At 70.9% G+C, this 18,280-nt stretch carries 10 protein-coding genes; 8 read left to right on the top strand and 2 right to left on the bottom strand.

What is annotated here, in order from left to right; translation table 11 throughout:
• The first annotated feature begins 24 nt into the window (after positions 1-24).
• Complete coding sequence (locus WMF27_RS43900) at positions 25-975, top strand: diacylglycerol/lipid kinase family protein (protein WP_437762911.1); 951 nt, start codon at positions 25-27, stop codon at positions 973-975.
• 81 nt (positions 976-1,056) lie between these two features.
• On the opposite strand, the gene WMF27_RS43895 is transcribed toward WMF27_RS43900, so the two are convergent.
• A complete protein-coding gene (locus tag WMF27_RS43895) occupies positions 1,057-1,890 on the bottom strand; it encodes a hypothetical protein (RefSeq protein ID WP_437762912.1) in 834 nt (277 codons plus the stop codon).
• Positions 1,887-3,278, bottom strand: coding sequence for an AAA family ATPase (locus WMF27_RS43890; RefSeq protein ID WP_437762913.1), 1,392 nt, complete (start codon positions 3,276-3,278; stop codon positions 1,887-1,889). The genes WMF27_RS43895 and WMF27_RS43890 overlap by 4 nt, the downstream gene beginning before the upstream one ends.
• Between WMF27_RS43890 and WMF27_RS43885 the strand changes: the two genes are divergently transcribed.
• From WMF27_RS43885 to WMF27_RS43855, 7 genes are all read left to right on the top strand, one after another.
• Entirely contained in the window at positions 3,268-4,587 is a 1,320-nt protein-coding gene (locus WMF27_RS43885) for a ketopantoate reductase family protein (protein ID WP_437762914.1), read from the top strand. The two genes, WMF27_RS43890 and WMF27_RS43885, sit on opposite strands and share 11 nt — an antisense overlap.
• A gap of 214 nt (positions 4,588-4,801) precedes the next feature.
• Positions 4,802-6,760, top strand: a complete 1,959-nt coding sequence (locus tag WMF27_RS43880) for a hypothetical protein (RefSeq protein ID WP_437762915.1) — start codon at positions 4,802-4,804, stop codon at positions 6,758-6,760.
• A 2-nt stretch (positions 6,761-6,762) separates the two neighbouring features.
• The gene (locus WMF27_RS43875; RefSeq protein WP_437762916.1) at positions 6,763-8,589 is read left to right on the top strand and encodes an acetyltransferase; all 1,827 of its coding nucleotides are present in this window, start codon (positions 6,763-6,765) and stop codon (positions 8,587-8,589) included.
• A 29-nt stretch (positions 8,590-8,618) separates the two neighbouring features.
• Positions 8,619-10,106: an OmpP1/FadL family transporter gene (locus WMF27_RS43870; RefSeq protein ID WP_437762917.1), complete on the top strand. Its 1,488-nt coding sequence runs from the start codon at positions 8,619-8,621 to the stop codon at positions 10,104-10,106.
• Between the two features lie 99 nt (positions 10,107-10,205).
• A complete protein-coding gene (locus WMF27_RS43865; protein WP_437762918.1) occupies positions 10,206-14,078 on the top strand; it encodes a protein kinase domain-containing protein in 3,873 nt (1,290 codons plus the stop codon).
• Between the two features lie 350 nt (positions 14,079-14,428).
• Positions 14,429-14,716 carry a hypothetical protein gene (locus WMF27_RS43860; RefSeq protein WP_437762919.1) on the top strand — a complete coding sequence of 96 codons (288 nt, stop codon included), beginning with the start codon at positions 14,429-14,431 and terminating at the stop codon, positions 14,714-14,716.
• 190 nt (positions 14,717-14,906) lie between these two features.
• The gene (locus tag WMF27_RS43855) at positions 14,907-17,978 is read left to right on the top strand and encodes a tetratricopeptide repeat protein (RefSeq protein ID WP_437762920.1); all 3,072 of its coding nucleotides are present in this window, start codon (positions 14,907-14,909) and stop codon (positions 17,976-17,978) included.
• Positions 17,979-18,280: the final 302 nt, after the last annotated feature.

The raw sequence follows: 18,280 nt of genomic DNA, 5'->3' as shown, positions 1-18,280 counted from the left end.
GCGGCATCTAGCATCGGTCTCCGCATGCGCCCCCTCCTCATCGTGAACCCCCGGTCCAGCGGCGGAAAGACGGGCAGGCTCTTCGACGAGATGCTGACGCCCATCCGCCGCATCCTCGGCGACGTCGACATCGTGCGCACGGATCGCCCGCGCCACGCCGTCGATCTCGCGCGTGAAGCCGCGCTCGGCGGGCGCGAGACCGTCGTGGCGGTCGGCGGGGACGGCAGCATCAGCGAGGTGGTCAACGGCCTGATGCAGGCGAGGGACCGGGGCGCCACCGGCACGCGGCTCGGGATCATCGGCGCGGGCACCGGCAGCGATCTCTGCAAGACGCTGAAGCTCACCCGCCGGCTCGACAGCTTTTGCACGGCGATCGCGAGCGGCCACACGCGCCGGCTCGACGTGGGCCGCCTCTCGTACGAGACGCACGACGACCGGCGGGCCGATGCGTTCTTCGTCAACGTCCTCTCCACGGGGATGAGCGGCATCGTGGTCTCGCTCGTCAACCAGTCGTCGCGGGTGCTCGGCAACACGCTCGCCTACACGATGGCCTCGCTCCGGGGCCTCGTCCGCAGCCGCGTCGGCCGGGTGCGCTGCGTGACGACGCTGCGCGGGGAGCGGCGCGAAGAGGAGATCTCGACGCGCATGCTGGGCATCTGCAACGGCCGCTTCTTCGGCGCGGGCATGCAGCTCGCGCCGATGGCGAAGCCCGACGACGGCGTGTTCGACGTCATCGACCTGGGCAGCGCGCCCCACGTCCGCTTCGCGGCCGTGTCGACCGGCATGTACACGGGCTCGCACATCCGCCACCCGGACGTGCGCCACTTCCAGTGCGATCGCATCGAGCTCACGCTCCTGAACCGCGACGTGGAGCAGGCGTTCTCCCTCGACGTGGACGGCGAGCCGCTCGGGAAGCTGCCGATCACGGTCACGCTGGAGCCGAAGGCGATCGAGGTGCTGGCGCCGGGCGATTGAGGGGGTCGCAAGTTACGCGGATCGGGCGGGGCCGTAGGCTGCGGCAGCGGCGGTCGAGGGGCACGGGAGCCCGCGAGGTCCTCAGGTAAGGCCCGCCTTGTTCCGCAGCACCTGCCGGAGCTCGACGAACACAGACGGGATACTGCCAGCCTCCCGCATCTTGCGGGCGACCGCCTTGGCCAGGTTCAGGTCTCGGTCGGATGATTTCGGCTGCGGAGGTCGCGCCGGCGTGCGATCGAGACCGGAGACATTCGACCGGAGGAAGCGGAAGATCTCCTTGCCCGAGAACGAACGGATCCACTCGTCCCCATCGAGGTGCTTCTGGAACTCGTCACAAGCGGCATCAATCGACGAAGAGCGGGCGTTGCCCTGGCGCCAGCGCTGCCAGGCAACGCCGTGCTCGGGCCAGTAGGCGCTCTCGTCGAGGTGTCGCTTCACCTCATCGAGGCTCTGCAGCCCCGTGGGATTCGGCGGACGCTCGGGGAAGCCCTTGCCCAGATCTCGTTGCATGTCCCAGAGCACGCGACAGCAGATCATCCAGAACCGCATCTTCTGCGCGTGGTCGTGTGCGAGCTTCCGGATGCGGGCCGCCGGATCGCTGCCGGACAGCGATGCCAGGACATCGAAGTCGAGGAGCAGATTCTCGATCTCGTGGGCTGGCAGCCGGAGCACACGGCAGCCCGGCGATGTCCAATTGACCGCGTTGTCGTCGTCGAAGTCGCGATCCACCACGCCATAGACCGGCAGCCCGTGCGGACTCGCCTTGACCATGTGCGTCACGCCCGCCTTGCCATCGCCGACGAGCACGTTGATCTGCGGATCGCCCCACACATCGGTGAGCACCGCGTGGGTGACGCGATCCTCGACCCAGACCGTGAGCGGACCCCGGTACAGTTCGCGCAGCGTGGTCTTCATGAGGGCGGGGTCGCCGCGAGCAGCTCTTCTTCCCCGTCATCGTCCAGATGGGCCCGCGGATCCTCGTCCTCGACGAGGATGAAGCGCTCGTAGCTCAAGGCCGAGTCCAGAATGGACTCCGAGTGCGTCGCGACGAGGATCTGCGTCGTCGGGGAGAGCTCCCGCAAGGCGGGTATGAGCAGGCGCTGCCACTGGACGTGCAGGTGCTGCTCGGGCTCGTCGATCAGCAGAACGTCGGTCGGCACGTCCCGGAAGACAAGCGGACCAGCGAACGCGAGCAAGGATACCTGGCCGGAGCTCAGACGATCCAGCGGCACCATGCGCGGGATATCGGGGCGGGCCGGGGCGAGCCGGCGCGCCATCTCGAGGCTGGTCACGTCCTCGGGAACGGGGCGGTCGTCCCGGAGGACCACCTCGTCGCCGGAGCCGGGATCATTGCTCACCGGGATCACGTCGAGCGTCTGCCCGGCACCGTTGAAGCGCTCCCACAGGCGCTGCAGGCGGGCGAAGGGGCCGTCGTCCTGGGCGGCTCGCGCTCCCCCGTTGGCGGGCGCCTCCGTGACAGGCTTCGCGCGCCGCGCCTGGGCGCGAAGATCGCGATAGTAGGCGCTGATGAGGCGCCTCTTCAGCTCGCGCAGCCGGTGCGCCTCGACGTCGGAGCGCGCGCCGCCCGGATTGACCACTTCGCCGAGCGCCTCGGGCTCACGCCGGGCGGAGAAGTACTCCACATTCGCGTCGAACCGAGCATCCCTGCTCCAGCCGTAACCCGGGAGGGTCTCCTGAGGCTCGAGGCCGTGAGCTCTGAGGAAATTTCCCGATCGTGCAGGTGTATCGTGCGCAACGCGCAGCTCGGTATGGAAGTCCACGAGCTCGTCGCGCTCCTGGAAACGAAATTCCCCCCGGAGCTCCAGGGCCTCGGCTCCGAAGCGGATCTGCTCCCGGAGGGGCGCCGCATCGCGCGGCAGCTTCTCCGGCCTGTGCAGCAGCAGGAGGATCGCCTCCAGCAGCGCCGTCTTGCCAGAGCCGTTGGCCCCCGCGAGCACGACGAGATCGATCGCCGCCCCCTGTGCGTCGCGCAGATCGAGGCGGATCTCGTCGATGCCGCGGAAGTTGCGGACGTCCAGCCTCGTGAGCCGCAAGCCGGGCGCTGATCGCTCGGTCGACATGGCGTGTTTGTACGCCGCTCGGCGGGACATCACCAGCGCGAGCGCCGGCAGAGGCGGCACAATTCGACGCGTCCCGTCATCGCGCTCCTGCGGAGCCCCCCGACGGTCGCTCCCGCCGCTTCCGCGGCAGCGCGTCCGAGCAGCCTGTCCCCCCTGCGGCTCCCCCTCGAGCCCGTCGAGCCCGCGCCGCAGCGGTGGTAATGGATCTCTCATGAGCTTCATCGATTCACCTGCCGAGCTTGCCCCGAGCGCCTCCGTGGCCCCCGCTTCCTCCACCCCCCGGCTGCTCGTCGTCGGCTGCGGCGGGATCGGCGGCATCGTCGCCGCGTACCTGTTCGAGCAGGGCCACGACGTCACCGCCTTCACGACGAACCCGATCATCGCGGACGCCATCAACGCCGGCGGCTTCCGGGTGCGCGGCGAGGCGAGCCCTGGCACGGTCGGCGGCAGCGCGGTGCGGGAGCTCGGCCCGGGTACCCGACCCTTCGACTACATCCTCCTGGCGACCCAGCCGCCGCAGGTCGAGGAGGCCGCGCGGAACGCGGTCGCGCACCTCGCCCCGACGGGCGCGATGATCTGTCTCCAGAACGGCCTCTGCGAGGAGCGCATCGCGCGCATCGCCGGCCCGGAGCGCACCTTCGGGGGGATCGTCGCGTGGGGCGCCTCGATGGTGGAGCCCGGCGTCTACGACCGCACCTCGAGCGGCGGCTTCGTCCTCGGCCGGCTCGACGGGGCGAGCGACCCGCGCCTCGACGAGCTCGCGCGCATCCTCGAGGCGATCGGGCCGACGACCGTGACGGACAACCTCGCCGGCGCGCGCTGGTCGAAGCTCGCCATCAACTGCTCCATCTCGTCGCTCGGCACCGTCGGCGGCGATCGCCTCGGCGTGCTGCTCAGGCACCGCTTCGTCCGCCGCCTCGCGCTGGAGATCATGACCGAGACCGTGCAGGTCTCGCGCGCGCTCGGCGTGCGCCTCGAGAAGGTCGCGGGGACGCTCGACCTCGACTGGATCGCGCTCACGGACGCCGAGCGCTCCGCCGTGGGCTCGCCGGGGCTCTTCGCGAAGCACGCGCTGCTCCTCGCGGTGGGCGCGCGCTTCCGCCGCATGCGCTCCTCGATGCTCGCCGCCATCGAGCGAGGCCGCCCGCCGGCCGTCGACTTCCTGAACGGCGAGGTCGTCGAGCGCGGCGCGGCGCTCGGCATCGCGACGCCGATCAACGCCGCGATCCGCGAGGAGGTGCTCGCGATCGCGGCGGGCAAGCGCAAGCCGAGCCTCGCGCTGCTGCGCGCGTTCTTCGACCGGACGCGCGAGCTCGTGGGAGCGTCGTCGTCCATGCGGCCACCGCCGCCGGCGACGCCGGCCGAGCCGCCCGCGGCCCCGCCGTACGAGCCGCCCGCGGCTCCGCCGGCCGAGCCGCCCGCGACCGCGCCGCACGAGCCGCCCGCGACCGCAACGAGCGCCCAGACGGACGCGTCGGGCGAGCCGTCCATGCCAGCCGAGAACGTCCAGAGCGATCTCAGGGACGCGTAGACAAGCGCCGGGCAGCTCGGCGACAGAAGACCGACAAGCGGACAAGCAGCCGAAGGACACCGACACGTGTCCTGGCCTTCCTGGCGTCGTCGCGGATCGAGCTCGCCGCGCCGTCACGGCACGAACTCTTTGTCGCGCCGTGGCGTCGAAGTTCGGTAGCATCGGGCGTCTCTTCCTGCGGATCCCGAGAGATCCCTCGACGAGGAACCCTCGCATGACGCACTTCTCCCTCGCCCTCTCCTCCCGGCGCGGCGCCGCGCTCCGCGGCATCTCCCTCGTGCTGCTCGCCGCGCTGGCCGCGTGCGGCGACGACGGAGGCGGCGGCGGCAGCGGGGCCGCGGGCGGCGGGGGAAGCGGCGGCGAGGGCGGCGGGGGCGGCGGGGGCGGCGGCGTGCTCATCGAGGAGCCGAACCGGTTCCGCCTGCGCATCGACGACGCCGAGGTCCCCTCGGTCGTGCTGGAGCTCGACAAGCAGAAGGCGCTCCAGGTCTTCGGCGAGGACGGCGCCAAGCAGATCACGATCCTTGACGTGGACACGACCGGGCTGCTCCGGAACGCGCTCGAGCAGATCCAGAACGCGTGTGGGACCTCGTGGCAGAACGACAGCCCGGACCCGGGCCATGACTGCTCGCTCACCGAGCTCGGCCAGAGCTTCGGGATCGAGTGGCAGAACTCCCCGGAGTTCGCGCTCGTCCGGCTGCTCAGCATGACGCCCGCCAACGCCAATGTGAAGGGGACGTCGCTCGAGGGGCTGCAGGCGATCTTCGAAGAGAATCCGGGGACCTTCGCGTTCGACTTCGCCGACGTCCTCGCCGACAGCATCACCCTCGATCTTGGGGTCCAGCCGGATCCGACGGCCGTGCGCAGCAACCGGACGGCCCCCTTCGTGCCGATACCCAAGCTCATCCTCGCCCTCCAGCAGCAGCTGCTCGGCACGCACCCGGCCATCGCCAGTCCAGATGGCTTGAGGATGCCTGTCAGCCTCTACGAGGCCCTGGTCGATCTCCAGCCGCTGTCCGAGAAGCTCGGACCCAGCGGGGATCATCCAGGCGTGCTCGTGCGGGACGATGAGACGTTCACGACGAAGAGCGATGTCCTCTTGCCCGACTTCCAGATGCGCGTCGTCGCCGAGTCCGGCCTGCGCAGGGTCTCGGGGGTCGATCTCTCGCAGGGCGGCGGCGACATGTTCCTCCGGGACGGCGACGCGCCGCTCCGGTTCGACTTCACCGACCCGGAGAAGCTCCAGATCAGCGGCATCGCCCCGACACCGACGATCGATATGCGCATCTCGCTGCGCGAGCTGCCCGCCAAGGTGAAGGCGTGCATCGAGGCCGACGCGCCCGCGTGCAAGGAGAACCGTCCAGACATGCCGGTCGGCTCCAACACGGTATGGTCCACCCCTCCATTCATGATGGAGCACATCGTGGGCAAGGCGGCTTATCTCACGTATAGCGAGCGCGTGCCCTTCACAGGGTGCTACTTCCGCCTGAGCGGGACGTGCCGGGTGGGCGTGACCATCGGCCAGAACGGCGACCCGCGCGGCTGGACGGCCTTCACCGACCTGGTTTCCGACCAACCGCCCCCGATACCGCCGTCGCAGTTCTTCTGGGAGCTGCTCACCGAGGTCGGCCAGGTCGCCATCCACGACCCCACCGGCGACGGCAGCCCCGAGATCCCGGAAGGCGCCGCCCAGCCGGTCTTCGCGCTCCACAACGTCGGCATCGGCCTGACCGCCGACGAGATCGTGGCCGACCTCCGCCCGACCCTGCAGAGCCAAGCCAGCGAGATCGCCGAGATCATCCTGGGCCGTTACTGGGTCAACAACGACGCGCTCGACTTCTTCTACGGCCGCGGCGCGCCCGACGGCGCGCCCACCTTGTTCTTCGTCGCCGAGGACGACCTCCGGCCTTCGGATCAAAGCTCGGAGGCCCCTCGCGCCTACACCTACGAAAGTCCCGGCTTCTTCACGAGCCCGGATCTCAGCGAGGCGAGCAAGGTCTCGACGAAGGATCTCGACGGCGTCGACGACACGACGCACGAGAAATATCGGCTGCCGCCGGGCGAGACCACGCTGTACATGCAGGACGACGAGGGCGCCGTCTACGAGGTCCGCTTCTACGTGCCCGAGAGCGACGATCCGGTGGAGATCACCGCCGACGTGGAGAAGCTCTGATCATGGAAGCGCGAGACCGCACCCGCCCCGCCGCACCCGCCGCCCGCCGGCTCTCCCGGCTCGGCCCCCTGCTCGCCGCCGCGCTCTCCACTGCGCTGCCCGGCTGCGTCGAGGCCGTCACGGTGGAGCAGGCGCCGCCCCCGCCGGCGCTCGGCGTGCGCGAGAGCCGCACCGTCACGCTCGAGTTCCTGCGGTTCGACGCGAGGGGCTTCGCCAAGACGCTCACGCTCGACGAGCTCAAGGCCATCCCGCGGCCCACCCTCGAGGGGATATGGCTGCTCGATCTCGACATCTCGACGCTCATCGAGAACGCGCTGCTCAAGGTCATGTACATGCCCCCCGCGGAGATCGCGGCGCTCCCGCCCGCGTCACAGAACCTCGTCGGGCTCCTGAACATGACGCCGGAGAACGCCGACCTCCGCGGCACGAGCCTCGAGGGCCTGCTCGGGGTCGGCAACGCCGTGGGGCTCTCGACGTCGAAGATCCTCTCGGACCTCACGGGCGCGGCCGGCAACGAGCGGCTCATCCCCGTCCAGATCACCTCGCAGGCCGTCCTGGAGAACCTCGTCAGCACCCACCCGAACGCCCAGCACCGGAGAGGGCCGACGAACGACGAGCACCCGGACGGCGTCTACCCCGTCGCGCCGCACTCCATCCCCGTCACGCTGTACGACGTCGTCACCGATTTCGCCGGCCTCGCCGCACAGTTCGGCCCGACACCGCTCGATCCGGACGCCCCGGACGGCGCAAAGCACCCCGGCTTCATCAAGGCCGCGTCGGGGGTGAAGGCGGCCCTCGACGACTTCACGATGACGGTCCGCGTCGACGTCAACGCGCTGCCGTACAAGGGGGTCGACGCCACGATGGCCGATGTCGCGAGCGTCAACAGCACGCCCGGCCAGATAGACACCCTGTTCGATTTCAGCCAGGAGGACTGGCTCGTTCTGGACAACCTCGCCAGGAACCTGAGCATCGGCGAGCTGACCCTGGCCATCCCCGAGAACGCGATGCTCCTGCCGGGCGGCACGAGCCGGGAGCCCGCGCCGCGCGGCGACTCGCCCGTGTGGGAACAGCCGCTCTGGGAGTTCGAGCACATCCTCGCCCGCGCGGGTGAGCTCAGGGCAGCGCAGATCGAGGATCACTGCTCCAGCTACGCGCCTGCGGGCACCTCGACGAGCGACTTCGAGGCCGTGAAGGTCTGCATCGACGAGAGCGGATGGACCGAGATCAGCGTCGACGAGAGCGTCGTCCTGGAAGACCCGCCTCCGGCGCCGTCCTACTTCTGGGACATCCTCCTCGACGTGGCCCAGGCGCGGCTCCACGACGGCGGCCTCGCCGAGGGGGAGGCCGACCTCGAGGTGACGCTGCGCGACGTGCCGGTCGGCGTGAAGACCGAGGATCTCGTCGCGAGCATCAAGGAGAACCTCGCGAGCGATCCAGCGGTCCTCAAGGACATGGCGCTCGAGCTCAACAACAATGCTGCCGGCGACGCGGACTTCTACCTCTACCAGCCGAGCACCGAGAGCGGCGTCGCCGGCCGGCGGGATTACCTCTACTTCGTCGCGCCCGACGACATCCGCAAGGACGCCGACGGCGTGCGCGTGCGCGACTATGCGTACGAGAGCCCTGGCTTCTTCTCCGACCCCGCGCTCGAGAAGAAGGTGTCGACGACCGAGGAGATCGACGGCGACGCGCTCCACGAGAAGGTGGAGGTCAAGGCGGGAGATACGCTGTACTTCGCGGACGACGAGGGGCACCGCTACGAGATCAGGATCGGCGACAAGCCGAGCCCCCATCGCCTCTCGCTCACCCTCACCCGGATCCAGTGATCGGCCCCCCCACCGTGAGGACCCGTCTCATGCAAGGAGCTCTGCCGCCCCCGCGGCCCCGCGCCCGTGCGCGTCAACGAACACGACGTGAGCTCGCCGCGCTCTCGCTCGCGACAGGCCTCGTCTGCCTGACGGCGCAAGACGCGCGCGCCTCGGGCATCGACGCGCCCTGGGTGACGAGCGGCCTCTCGGGCCCCACGACCTCGGACGCCGCGGCCGTCTACTGGAACCCGGCCGAGCTCGCGGGGGTCCAGCGGCCGGAGCTCGTCCTGGGCGCGGGCCTCATCGTCGGCCACGCGACCTACCAGCGCGAGCGGCGCGGCACGTACCAGACGCCGGACACGCTCCAGTTCAAGCTCCCGCTCGATCCGGCGAACGTCGACGCCAGCAAGCGCGGCCGCGCCGAGGAGGTGTCGACGACGCCGATCGCGCCGACGGGCAACGCCTTCCTGGCGATCCCGGTCCTGCCGAACCGCCTGACCGTGGGCGTCGGCCTGTATGTGCCTTATGCCGCGGCGCTCAGCTTCCAGGACGGCGCGCAGCGCTGGCAGCTCCGGCAGGCGTTCATCGTCTCGACGTCGCTCACGGCGGCCGCCGGGCTCAAGCTGACCGACCAGGTCTCGCTCGGCGCCGGCGTGTCCTACGTCAGCGGCCTCGCGGAGCTCTCGAAGGTGCAGGACTTCGGGAGCCTCAAGGAGTTCCACGACGGCCTCGACTACCTCAAGCAGGACAACGACTTCGGCCCGAACACGCCGTCCGAGCTGCGCGAGCTCGACGTCCTTGCGCGCTCCATCTCGATCAAGGAGGCCCTGTCGCACGGCGCCTCCTTCCACCTCGGGCTCGCCTTCAATCCCAACAAGGACCTTCGCTTCGGCCTCACGTACCAGCACAGCGCCGCGATGCGGTACAAGGGCAAGTTCGCCATCGACATGGACCACCCGTTCTTCACGCAGGACCTCGCCGAGCAGGGCCTGCGTTACAAGCCGCTGGTCGAGGGCGACGTGGAGCTCTCGTTCACGCTCCCCAAGCGGCTCACCGCCGGCGTCGGCTACCGGGTGAACGACAAGCTCAGCGTCGATGGGCTCCTCTCGTACGTGCTCTATTCGGACATCGAGGCGTTCGTCGTCGAGGCCTCCTCTCCGGACCTCGCCCAGCCGAAGCTCGGGATCACCGATCGCGTCACCGTGACGCTGCCGCGCAGGTGGAACGACACGGTGTGGGCGGAGATCGGCGCCAAGTACAAGCTGAGCGAGGCGTTTCTCGCGACGGCGTCGGTCGGGTATCAGTCGGCGGCCTCGCCGGACAGCACGATCGACGTGGCCTCGCCCGACAACCACCGGCTGATCGGGGACGTCGGAGGCGTCTTGAAGCTCAGCGATCGCGTGTCGCTCTCGGGCGACGTCCGCGTGCAGGGCATCTTGCCGCGCACGGTGACCGGCTCGGATTACGACCTCGGCAACGGGAAGTACTCGCTGGTGCTCGCGACGGTGGGCGGGCACCTCAAGTTCGTGTTCTGACGGCGATTTGCGGGCCGCCGGCGGCACGACATCGTTGGGCAACGGCTCTGCGGCGCCGAACCGCCGTCGGGTGCCCGGCGCGAGTACATAGGAAGCGCCATGCACGTGCTGGACCTCGTCGAGGATCGGTTCGAAGTCGAGCGTCTGGCCGCCTCCGGCGGGATGGGGGACGTGTACCGCGCGCGCGATCGGCTCTCGGGAGAGGCGATCGCGTTCAAGGTCCTGCGGGGCGCGAGCGAGCGCGATCTGCGCCGGTTCGCGCGAGAGGCGGAGGCGCTCGTCACGCTGCGGTTGCCCGGCGTCGTGCAGTATGTCGCGCACGGCGTGACCGGCGCGGGGCAGCCGTACCTGGCCATGGAGTGGCTCGAAGGCGTCACCCTGGAGGAGCGGCTCGCCGAAGGACCGCTGACGTTCGACGAGAGCGTGACGCTGGCCGCGCGCGTGGCGGCGACGCTTGGCGCCGTCCATGGCCTCGGCATCGTTCACCGCGACCTCAAGCCGAGCAACCTGATGCTCGTCGATGGCGACGTCGAGCGAGTCACGTTGCTCGACTTCGGTATCGCGCGCAATCTCCGGCTCGAGCTGAGCCTCACGTCGCCCGGAGCGATCCTCGGAACGCCCGGGTACATCTCCCCCGAGCAGGCGCGCGGCGACCTGGCCGTCGACGCCCGCGCCGACGTGTTCGCGCTCGGATGCGTGCTGTTCCAGTGCCTCGCCGGGCGCCCGCCGTTCCTGGGCGGCAGCGTGCTCGCGCTGCTCGTGAAGGTCGTCCTGGAAGATCCACCGCGGCTCGGGGAGCTCCGCGGCGACATCCCCGAGCCGTTCGAGCGCCTGGTGACGCGGATGCTGTCGAAGGAGGCAGCGCAGCGGCCGCGCGACGGCGCCGCCGTCGCAGCGGAGCTCGCCGTGCTGGCCGACGGGCGCCACGGCGGAGCGGGCGCCGTCTCGGCGCCGTCCGCGTCGAGCGAGGCGATCACGACGGCCGAGCGCAGGGTCATGTGTGTCATCCTGACCGCCAACGGCACAGACGAGACAGACGCCACGCTCTCGGACGCCGAGGGCGCCGCGCGGACCCAGGCGCTGCGGGACATCGTGGCGCGCCACGGCGGGAGCCTCGATGTGCTCCAATCGCGCTGGCTGCTCGTCGCGCTGTCGGGCGCCGAGTCCCCGACCGACCTCGCGGTGCGAGCGGCCCACTGCGCGCTCGCGCTCCGGACGGAGCTTGGCCGCGCACCCATGGCCGTCGCCACGGGGCTGGCGGAGATCGAGGGGAGGTTGCCTGTCGGCGCGCTCGTCGATCGCGTGGCGCAGCTCATCGCCGGGCGTGACGGCCCGCTGCCCTCGGGCATCCGGCTCGACGAAGCGACGGCGAGCCTGCTCGCGAGCCGCTTCGATACGGCGCGCGAGCCCGGAGGATGCTGGCTTCGCGGCCCCAAGGCGGAGCCGGACACCGTCCCCAAGTTGCTCGGGAAGCCGACGCCCTGTGTGGGGCGCGAGCGCGAGCTCTCTCAGCTCGCGGCCGAGTGGCGCCACTGCGTGGACGAGGGCTCCGCGAGCGCCGTGGTCGTCGTGGGCGCCCCCGGTCTTGGCAAGTCGCGCCTCGCCTGGGAGTTCCTCCGCGCCCTCGAGGAGCGGCGCGAGGCCGCCGAGATCTGGATCGGCAGGGCCGATCCGATGGCGGCCGGCTCCGCGTTCGGCCTGCTGTCCCAGGCGCTCCGCCGCGCCATGCGCATCCTCGACGGCGAGCCGCTGGAGGTGCGGCGGAGCAAGGTGCGCGACCGGGTCGAGCAGCTCGAGGGGCTCGGGGCCAAGCGCCCGCACGTCGCGGCGTTCCTCGGCGAGCTCGTCGGGACGGCGTTCCCCGACGAAGGCGACGTGCAGCTCAGCGCGGCGCGGCAGAACCCGATGCTGATGGGCGATCGCCTCCGCGAGGCGTTCGTGGACTTCGTCAGGGCCGAGTGCCAGCGGCAGCCGGTGCTCGTGGTGCTGGAGGACCTCCACTGGGGCGATCTGCCCACGGTGACCTTGATCGACGCCGCGCTCCGGCACGCCAGGGACCTGCCCTTGTTCGTCCTGGCGCTCGCTCGTCCAGAGGTCGACGAGCTCTTCCCGGCGCTCTGGAGCGAGCGCCAGGGCCTCCGTCTCAGCCTCGCGCCGCTGCCCCGGCGCGCGGGTGAGCGGCTCGTGCGGGAGGTGCTCGGGGATGGCATCGGCGCCGAGCAGATCGAGAGGCTCCTCTCCTGCGCCGACGGCAACGCGTTCATGCTGGAGGAGCAGATCCGCGCGGTCGCCGAGGGCAGGAGCGCGGGCATGCCCGAGACGGCGCTCGCCATGGTGCAGGCGCGGCTCGAGGCGCTGGACGTCGAAGGGCGGCGCGTGCTGCGCGCGGCGAGCGTCTTCGGTGAGACGTTCTGGGAGGGTGGAATTGCCGCCCTCGTGGGCGGCGCGCCGGTGGCGCCGCGGCTGGGCGAGCTCGCGCGGCGGGAGCTCATCCTGCGGCGCCACGAGGCGCGTGTCGCAGGCGAGGTGGAGTACGGGTTCCACCATGCGCTGGTCCGGGAAGCCGCGTATGGCATGCTCACCGAGCGCGATCGCCGTGTCGGCCACGCGCTCGCGGGCGACTGGCTGGAACGGACCGGCGGCGCAGACGCGATGGCGCTCGCGGAGCACTTCGAGCTCGGCGGCGCGCCGGCGCGGGCGGCAGAGGCGTACCTGCGCGCCGCTGAAGAGGCGCTTCGCGGCAACGATCTGCGCACGGCGCTGGAGCGGGCCGATCGCGGCATCGGCTGCGGCGCCGCCGGAGAGACCGCGGGCAGGCTCCGCCGAGTTCAAGCCGAAGCGCATGTATGGAGCGGCGATTCCGCCCTCGCCGTGGAGCGAGGCCTGGAGGCGATCGAGCGGGTCGAGCGAGGCTCGACCACATGGTTCTCAGCCATCGAGCAGATGTGCCTGGCCTCGTCCAAGCAGGGATCGTTCGACGCGCTGGAGCGATGGCTGGCCATGGCGGCGGATACACAAGCCGCGGGCAACGCTCAGTGCGTCAAGCTCACCTGTCTCATCGCCGGTTCGATGGTGGTGACCATGTGGGGGCGTTATGCCGAAGGGGACGCTCTGATGGAGACCGTCGAGCGCGCTCTCGCAAAATCAGGGATACAAGACATAGGGGTGATTGGACGCCTCCACGACGCGCGCGCGTGCTACGCGATGTGCACTGGTGATCTCAGCGCCGCCGCGAACCGCCTGGAGACCGCGCTGTCCGCCTTTGACCAGGCTGGCGATCGTCGCAATACCTGCAGCGCCCGAGCAAATCTCGGATTTTTCTACGCGGAGCTCGGCGACTTCGAGAGGGCGGAGTCGTTGCTGCGCGCATCCAGGGACGAAACCGACCGGTTGCAGCTCTGGGATCTCAAGATCGTCGTGGAGTCGAACCTCGCGCAGATCCTCACGCATCGCGGGCAGCTGGCCGAGGCGCGGAGGCTCGCAGAAGCGAGCGTCACGCCGAGCCGGGAAGCGAGCGGCGCGCGTGTGGAGATGATGTCCCGCTGCTGCCTCGGGAGGATCGCCCTCGCCGCCGGCGATCTCGAGACCGCGGAGCGCGAAGCGCGCGCTGCCGTCTCGCTCGCTCCCAGCATACCGACGCTCGGCGTGCAGGCCTTTGCGGTCCTCGCGCGCGTGCTGCTCGGACTCGGCCGCATCGACGAGGCAGTCCGGACAGCAGCCGACGCCAACGCCACGCTGGAGTCGTTCGGAACCATCGAAGAGGGCGAGTCGTTCGTCCGCCTGACCTGCGCCGAGGTGCTCTCCGCGAGCGGTAGGCACGACGAGGCCGCCGCCGCGATCGGCGCGGCCAGGACGGCCCTGCTCGCGCGCGCCGAGAAGCTCTGCGACCCGGCCTGGCGCGAGCGCTTTCTCCAGCACGTCCCCGACAACGCCCGCACGCTCGAGCTCGCGCGGCGGTGGCTCGGCGGCTGATCCTCGCCGTACAAGGCGTTTCTCTCTTGGTGGAGGGAGTGGAGCTCAGGACGCTCTCATCGGATGATGAGCTCACGTCGTGGTTGTTCGCCGCGAGCCGGCGCGCTGTTCTCCGCGAGGAACAGGTGTCTCCTCCAGAGAGACAGGGGGCTCGGCAGCCTCGTGCTCAGCTCCGGAGATCCGGGGAGCGATAGGCCTCGTTTTCGGCGTAAACGCGGGAGCTCGCCGACGGACGCCCGGCCCGTTGGCCGTGGCATGGCACCTGCAAAACCGCAAAACCGTATCGCTGTTCCACCTGTCCGGTCACCATCGAGGAGAGTCGAATGTTCACTCGCGTCACCCAACGATCCATGATTGTCCTTCTCGCGTCGCTGCTGGCGAGCTTCACCCTGTTCGGCTGTCAGGTCGAGGTCGCCGAGGAGCCGTCCCCCGACGTCGAGGTGGGCGAGGCGAGCCAGGAGCTGATCAACTGCAAGGGCCGGTGCGTCAGGTTCTTCCTGGCCTGCATCCAGTCGAGCGAGGGCGAAGACCGCGAACTTTGCACCGCCGAGCGGGATGCCTGCCTGGCGGACTGCGACGAGCAGACCTGCGAGCCCGGGGAGCCCGGTTGCTGCCAGGGTCAGCCGACCTGCTGGTAGCCGCCTCTCCCCCGCCCTGCCGGGATGATGGAACCGCCAAGGCGCCATAAGACGCCAAGATAATTGAGATTTTCTTGGCGCCCTCGGCGCCTTGGCGGTTCAAAAGACCGCACCTTCAATCAAAGTACCCCCCCTGAAGAGGGCGACGCAGGAACCGCAGGCCGCGACGTGGCATGCTACACAGCGTCCTGTGAGCCTGGGCGAGAGCGTGATCATCTGCCCGGGGTGCAGCGCGGAGAACTCGCCGTTCAACCCGCGTTGCACCCGCTGCGAGGCGCTGCTCTCGGAGGAGCCGCAGCCGCGCTCCACGACCGCCGAGGAGCCCCCGTCGAGGCAGTCGACCTCCCGCGACGAGCACGCATCCTCGAGCGTCACGATCGATCCGCTCGCAAGCACCGTTGTCGCCCCGGACGGGGGAGCGTCCGAGCCTCCGGTGCCGCCCGGATCCGAGGCGCCGCTCGATCTGCGCCCGGGCACGAAGCTCGGCCGGTTCGAGGTGATCGATCGCCTCGGCGAGGGCGGCATGGGCGTGGTGGTGCGAGCGCGCGATCACGTGCTCGGCCGCGACGTGGCGATCAAGGTGCTGCGGCCCGAGGTGCTGGGGCGATCGGGCGCGGCGACGGCGCTCGCGCGGCTCGTCCGCGAGGCGCAGGCCATGGCGAGGATCAAGCACCCCAACGTCGTCACGGTGCACGAGGTCGACGCCTCGGCCGGGCAGGTGCGCGTCGTGATGGAGCACGTCGACGGCCGGACGCTGCGCGCGTTCTGCGCGGAGAAGCGGCGGCCCGCCTCGGAGGTCGTGGCGGCCTTCCTCCAGGCGGGAAAGGGGCTGTCGCAGGTGCACCACGCGGGCCTCGTGCACCGCGATTTCAAGCCCGACAACGTCCTTGTCGGCGCCGACGGCCGCGTGCGCGTCACCGATTTCGGGCTCGCGGGGCTCGCCGAAAGCGAGGCCGGCGGCGGCCCCGCGGAGGCGGGGATCGAGGCCGCGCTCACGCGTTCGGGCTCGTTCCTGGGGACGCCGGTCTACATGGCGCCCGAGCAGCACCGCCGAGAGGCCGCGGATGCGCGGGCCGATCAGTATGCGTTCTGCGTGTCGCTCTGGGAGGCGCTCGCGGGCGAGCGCCCGTTCGCCGGCAAGACCTACGACGAGCTGCGCGAGAACGTGGCGCTCGGGCGGGTACGAGAGCCGCCGCGAGGGGCCGAGATGCCGGCGCGGATCCGCCGCTGTCTCGAGCGCGGGCTCTCCGTCGACAGGGACGCGCGATACCCCGACATGGACGCGCTGCTCGCCGATCTCTCGAAGGATCCGGCGGCGGCGTGGAGGCGCGGGCTCGTCGCGGCGTCGGGGCTCGCGCTCGCGGGCCTCCTCGTGTTCGCGTTCGCGCGGCAGCCTGCGGACAGGCTCTGCAAGGGCGGCGAGGCGAGGCTCGCGGGCGTCTGGGACGAGGCGACGATGGCGAAGGTGCGGGCAGCGTTCGCCGGCACCGGGCGGCCGTACGCGGAGGACACGTACCGGCGCGTGGAGAAGGCGCTGGGCGATCGAGCGCGCGCGTGGGTCGCGATGTACGCCGACTCGTGCGAGGCCACGCATGTGCGGGGCGATCAGTCGGCCGGGCTGCTCGATCTCCGGACGCTGTGCCTGGAGCGCCGCCGCCAGGAGATGGGGGCGCTCACGGCGCTCTTCGCGCACGGGGCGGACGCCGAGGTGCTCGATCGATCGATCGAGGCGTCGCTCGCGCTCCCGGGCCTCGAGCGCTGCGCGGACGCGGGCGCGCTGACCGCGGCGGTCCCGCCGCCCGCGGACGCCGCGGCGCGGGCCCGCATCGACGCGCTGCGGGGTCGCCTGGCCGAGGTCAGGGCCCTCGACGAGGCCGGCAAGTTCCGCGAGGCGCTCGCGCTCGCGCGGCCGCTCGCCGACGAGGCCCGCGCGGCGGACCACGCCCCGATCGAGGCGGAGGCGCTGTTGATGCTCGGGCGCGCGGCGCGGGACGCGCACGACGCCCCGGCCGCGGAGGCGGCGCTCCGCGAGGCGCTGCGCGCGGCGGCGCGGGCCAGGGACGACGCCCTCGCGGCGGAGGCATGGCCGCAGCTCATCTACGTGGTCGGCTACCTGGGAGGCCGGCACGCCGACGCGCTCGCGCTGCAGCTGGCCGCCGAGGGCGCGGTCGAGCGGACCGGGGGCGACGCGCTGGCGAGCGCGCGGCTGCTCGGCACGCTGGGCAGCGTCCTCGACGAACAGGGGAAGTACGGCGAGGCAGCGCAGCACGTCGAGCGCGCCCTGGCCGGGCTCGAGAAGGCCCTCGGCCCGAGCCACCCCGAGGTCGGGGCGACGTGGAGCCGCCTGGGCACCGTCCTCCTCCACCTCGAGCGGTTCGACGACGCGGAGCGCGCAACCACGCGAGCGCTCGCGGTCCGGGAGGAGACGCTGGGCGCCTCTCATCCGAGCGTCGCGCTCACGCTCAACAGCCTGGGTCGCCTCTTCAACACCCAGGGCAAGTACCGAGATGCGTTGCCCCGGATCGAGCGCGCCATCGCCATCCAGGAGACGGCGCTCGGCCCCGATCACCCGTTCCTTGCGGCCTCGGTCAACAACCTCGGCAATGCGCTCGTCATGCTCGGCGAGACCGACGCGGCCAGGCGTGCTCACGAGCGGGTGCTCGCCATCCGGGAGAAGGCACTCGGCCCCGATCACCCCGACGTCGCGGGATCCCTCAACAACATCGGGGCCGTCCTGGAGATGCAGCAGAAGTTCGCCGAGGCGACGCCTTATTACGAGCGGTCGCTCGCGATCCGCGAGAAGGCGCTCGGCCCCGATCACGCGAGCGTGGCCTCTTCGCTCGCCAACCTGGGGAGCGCGCTCGTCGCGCAGAAGCGGTACGCCGAGGGCCTTGTGCGCCTCGAGCGCGCCGCGGCGATCCAGGAGAAGGCCGTGGGCCCGAGCTCGCATGCGGTCGCGTCGATGCTCACGGGGATCGCCAGCGCCTACAACGAGAAGGGCGAGCCGGGAAAGGCGCGCCCGTTCGCCGAGCGGGCGCTCGCCATCTATGCGGCGAAAAGCGAGGGTGTCTCTCCGATCGAGCTCGCGGACACGCGCTTCCACGCGGCCCGGGCGCTCTGGGGCTCGGCGCGGGACCGGGCGCGGGCGATGGAGCTCGCGACCCAGGCGCGCGACGCCTATGCGGCCGAAGAGGGGGAGTACGCGAAGCACGCGCTCACGGCGGCGAACGGGTGGCTCGCGGCGCACGGCGGCGCGCGGTGACGAGGGGGGCCGCGCTCGGGGAGGAGCTCCCGAGCGGGTGGCAGGGGAATTCCCCTGTCCTGCCGGAATGATGGAACCGCCAAGACGCCATAAGACGCCAAGGTACTTGAGATTCTCTTGGCGTCCCTGGCGTCCTTAATGGATGGGCTCCGCCACCGCTTCAGCGATAAAGGTGCTGAGTTAGACGGCCCAACCAGCGGACGCACCCGACGCTGCGTCCAGCCGCGTGGCGGGGCTGGACGGCTGGGCCCCCTCCGGCTGATTCGCACGTCGTTATGCCCTTGAGCGAACCATGCACTCAC

The sequence above is a fragment of the Sorangium sp. So ce281 genome (assembly GCF_051527395.1).
In the GTDB taxonomy this organism is placed as follows: domain Bacteria; phylum Myxococcota_A; class Polyangia; order Polyangiales; family Polyangiaceae; genus Sorangium; species Sorangium cellulosum_B.
This window is presented reverse-complemented; position numbering and strand designations above follow the sequence as displayed.